Origin of the sequence: Pseudonocardia sp. McavD-2-B, from assembly GCF_024124365.1 — a bacterium.
Classification (GTDB): Bacteria; Actinomycetota; Actinomycetes; order Mycobacteriales; family Pseudonocardiaceae; genus Pseudonocardia; species Pseudonocardia alni.
In genome coordinates this window covers 1-3397 of sequence record NZ_JAMXSG010000415.1, presented here as the reverse complement: position 1 = coordinate 3397, position 3397 = coordinate 1, and the positions used below count along the sequence as shown (strand labels likewise).

General features: G+C 78.2%; 2 protein-coding genes and 2 pseudogenes. 3 read left to right on the top strand and 1 reads right to left on the bottom strand.

What is annotated here, in order from left to right; translation table 11 throughout:
• A pseudogene (locus NH602_RS29465) lies at window positions 1-451 on the bottom strand (NAD(P)H nitroreductase); the annotation flags it as partial.
• A 191-nt stretch (window positions 452-642) separates the two neighbouring features.
• On the opposite strand from NH602_RS29465, the gene NH602_RS29460 reads away from it, so the two are divergent.
• The 3 genes and pseudogenes from NH602_RS29460 to NH602_RS29450 form a co-directional block, all read left to right on the top strand.
• Window positions 643-1704, top strand: a complete 1062-nt coding sequence (locus NH602_RS29460; RefSeq protein ID WP_308292896.1) for a DUF4389 domain-containing protein — start codon at window positions 643-645, stop codon at window positions 1702-1704.
• Window positions 1701-2612, top strand: coding sequence for a universal stress protein (locus NH602_RS29455; protein ID WP_253069518.1), 912 nt, complete (start codon window positions 1701-1703; stop codon window positions 2610-2612). The genes NH602_RS29460 and NH602_RS29455 overlap by 4 nt, the downstream gene beginning before the upstream one ends.
• Window positions 2609-3397, top strand: a pseudogene (locus NH602_RS29450) (phosphoketolase); the annotation flags it as partial. The gene NH602_RS29455 and the pseudogene NH602_RS29450, both read left to right, overlap by 4 nt.

Sequence of the window (3397 nt, the reverse complement as noted above, 5' to 3'; positions counted from 1 at the left end):
GCAGCACGGCGCCGCAGCCGGAAGCCCGCCGGCACAGGAGGTCGACCTGGGCGTCGGTGAGCGGCCAGTCGGTGAAGCGCCGCCGGTCGGTGCGCCGGGCCGAGATCGCCGCCGCGGTGTCGACCGCGGCGGGATCGGGGCTGCGCGTCCCGCCGGTGACGTGCACGGCGGCCACCACCTCCGGGCGCCCGGCGTACGGGAGACGGGTGACGGTGCACCGCAGGCCCAGGCCGGCGAGCGCCACCGTGAGGTGGTGCAGCGCGGCGCCGCAGCTCAGCAGCATGTCCCGGCCGTCGGCGTCGGCCGAGTCCAGCCGGCGTGTCGCGTCGGCCTCGAGCTCGATCCCCGTGTCGTCCCACCGCCAGCGCCAGGGCTGGGTGTTGTGCACGGACGGGGCACGGGCGGCCAGCGTGAGGGCGGCGCGCAACGTTCCGGGGTCGATGGGGGACATGGCAGGCCTTCCGTCGGTGCTCCCCTCCGGGAGCTGCACCCGCCATCCCCCCACCGCCCGAGGCCCGGCGGCAGGGCCACCCCGACCCGGGAACCGCCGCCGTCGGTCACCACGATCGCGGGACCGAGGACCCACCCGCGGCGGGTCGCGCTGCCCTGACCTGCGACCGGGCGGGAGCGGACCCTCGCGCCATGACGACTTCGACGCCCGTTCCCGCCCGCGGTGAGGACTCCCCGGTGCGGATCCAGGCCCGCACCGACGAGCACCTGTCCCGCGGCCTGTGGTTGGTCAAGTGGTTGCTGCTGGTCCCGCACCTGGTGGTGCTCGGCGTGCTCGGCGTCGCGTTCTGGGTGCTGACCGTGGTGGCCCTGTTCGCGGTCCTGGTCACCGGCCGGTACCCGCGGACGCTGTTCGCGTTCAACCTCGGCGTGCTGCGCTGGGGGTGGCGGGTCACCTGGTACGGCTACGGCGGGCTGGGCACCGACCGCTACCCGCGGTTCGCGCTCGACGACCGTCCCGAGGACCCGGCGCGGCTGGACATCGCCTACCCGCAGCAGCTCTCCCGCGGCCTGGTGCTGATCAAGTGGTGGCTGCTGGCGCTGCCGCACTACCTCGTGCTGGCGCTGCTCGTCGGCGCCGGCGGCACGATCGTGGGCCGTGTCGGCGGGGGTGGGGCCTTCGGCACCGAGGGGGGCGGGCTGCTGTCGCTGCTGGTGCTGTTCGTCGGGGTCCTGCTGCTGTTCACCGGGCGCTACCCGGCCGGTCTGCTGGACCTGGTGACCGGCATCGACCGCTGGGTGCTGCGGGTCGTCGCCTACGCGGCGCTGATGACCGACAGTTACCCGCCGATGCGGCTCGACCAGGGCCCGCAGGACCCGGCCGGACCGTTGCCCGGTGACGGGCCGGACCGGACCACGGCCGCCCCGGCCGCCGGGGCGGCGGAGGGCAGGGGCGGACAGGCCCTGCTCACCCGCCCCGAGGCGCCCCCGGAGCGGGTCGCGGCGGCGCCGCTCGCGCCGCCACCGACCGGGCGTGCGGTGCTGCTGACCGTGGGCGCCTGGGCGCTGCTGCTCGGGCTCGCGGGGGGTGTCGCCGGTGTCGTCGACACCACGGGTACCGGTTCGGTGACCGGCGCGACCGGTCTGGGCGCGACGGCCGTCGCGCTGGTCGCAGGAGGTGTCCTGGCCCTGGCCGGGGCGGTCCTGATCGCCGTCGGCGCCCGCCCGGTCGGCCGGGAGGGTGGGCGACGATGACCGGTGCGGAGCCGCCGGCCCCCGGCGCCGCGGCCGGGGGGCCCGTCGTCGCCGCGGTCGACGGCTCGGACTCCTCCTACGCCGCCGCGCGGTGGGCCACCGAGGAGGCCGCGTGCCGGCAGGTCCCGCTGCTGCTGGTCGCCGCCGTGCCCTGGACGACGTTCCTGCCGGTCGGGCTCCCGCATCTCGGCGAGGAGTACGGCCGCGACGCCATGGTCCGGCACGCCGAACGGTGCCTGGAGCAGGCGGCCGGACCGGCCCGCCGGACCCTCGGCCCCGAACGGGTCGGCTCCGAGGTGCGGGGCGGCTCCGCGGCGGAGGTGCTGTGGGAGGTGTCCGGCACCGCGGGCCTGCTGGTGCTCGGCAGCCGCGGTCGCGGCGGGTTCGCCACGCTGCTCGCCGGGTCGGTCGCGGTCGCCGCGGCCGCGACCGCGCAGTGCCCCGTCGTGGTGCACCGGGCACCGGGCGACCCGGGCGGCCCGGTCGTCGTCGGGGTGCACGGCGTCACCGGCCCCGCGCTCGGCTTCGCCGTGGAACACGCGCTGGCGCACCGGGCGCCGCTGGTCGCGGTGCACGCCTGGTTCGACCACGACATGGACCCCTACACCGCGGAGCTGCTCGCCCGCGACGGCAGGCAGGCCGCCGCCCTGGACGCGGCGGCCGACCGGGTCCGCACCGCGCTCGCGCCGTGGCGGTCCCGGTACCCGGAGCTCGACGCCCGGGAACGGGTCCTGCTGGACAACCCGGCCGGGGCGCTGGTCGGGGAGTCCCCGCGGGCCCGGCTGGTCGTCGTCGGGACGCACGGGCGGGGCGCGCTGTCCGGGGCGCTCCTCGGATCCACCGGTCAGGCGGTCCTGCGGCACGCCGGGTGCCCGGTGGCGGTCGTCGGAGCGCCGGGGATCCGATGACCGGGCCGGTGGACGACGACCTCACGGCGGTGGACCGGTGGTGGCGGACGGCCAACTACCTGGTGGTCGCGCAGATGCACCTGCTGGACAACCCGCTGCCGGCCGAGCCGCTGCTGCCCGGGCACGTCCGGCCGGAACCCCGGGGCCACTGGTCCACGGCCCCGGGCCTCACGTTCTGCTGGGCCCATGTGGCCCGCACCGCCGCCCGGCACGGGACACCGGCGCTGGTCGTCGCCGGACCGGTGCACGCCGGAGCCGCGGTGCGGGCCGCCGCCTGGCTGGAGGGCACCCTCGGCGCCCGCGACCACGGGCTGCGCCGCGACGGCGACGGCCTGCGGGCCCTGGTCCGCGGGTACGGCAGCCCCACCGGCGTCCGGGTCACCACCTCCGCCGCGACGCCCGGGGTGCTGCACCCCACCGACACCCCGGGGCAGGCGCTCGCCCACGCCCAGGGCGCCGCGGACGACAACCCCGGGCTGGTCGTGGCGTGCGTCGTGGGCGACGGCGAGGCCGAGAGCGACCCGTCGGACGCCGCGTGGCAGGCCGGGACGCTGTCCGACCCGGCCACCGACGGCGCCGTGCTGCCGCTGCTGCACCTCGACGGCAGCCGGATCGAGGGCGCGCCGCCGGGGCTGCTCGCCCGGCTCCCGGCCGAGGACCTGCGCAGCCTGCTGCGCGGCCGCGGGTACACGCCCCTCGAGGTGACCGTCGACCCCGACGGTGCCGCCGCGGACGCGCACGCACCGATGGCCGCCGCGCTCGACGAGGCGTGGGACCGGATCGCC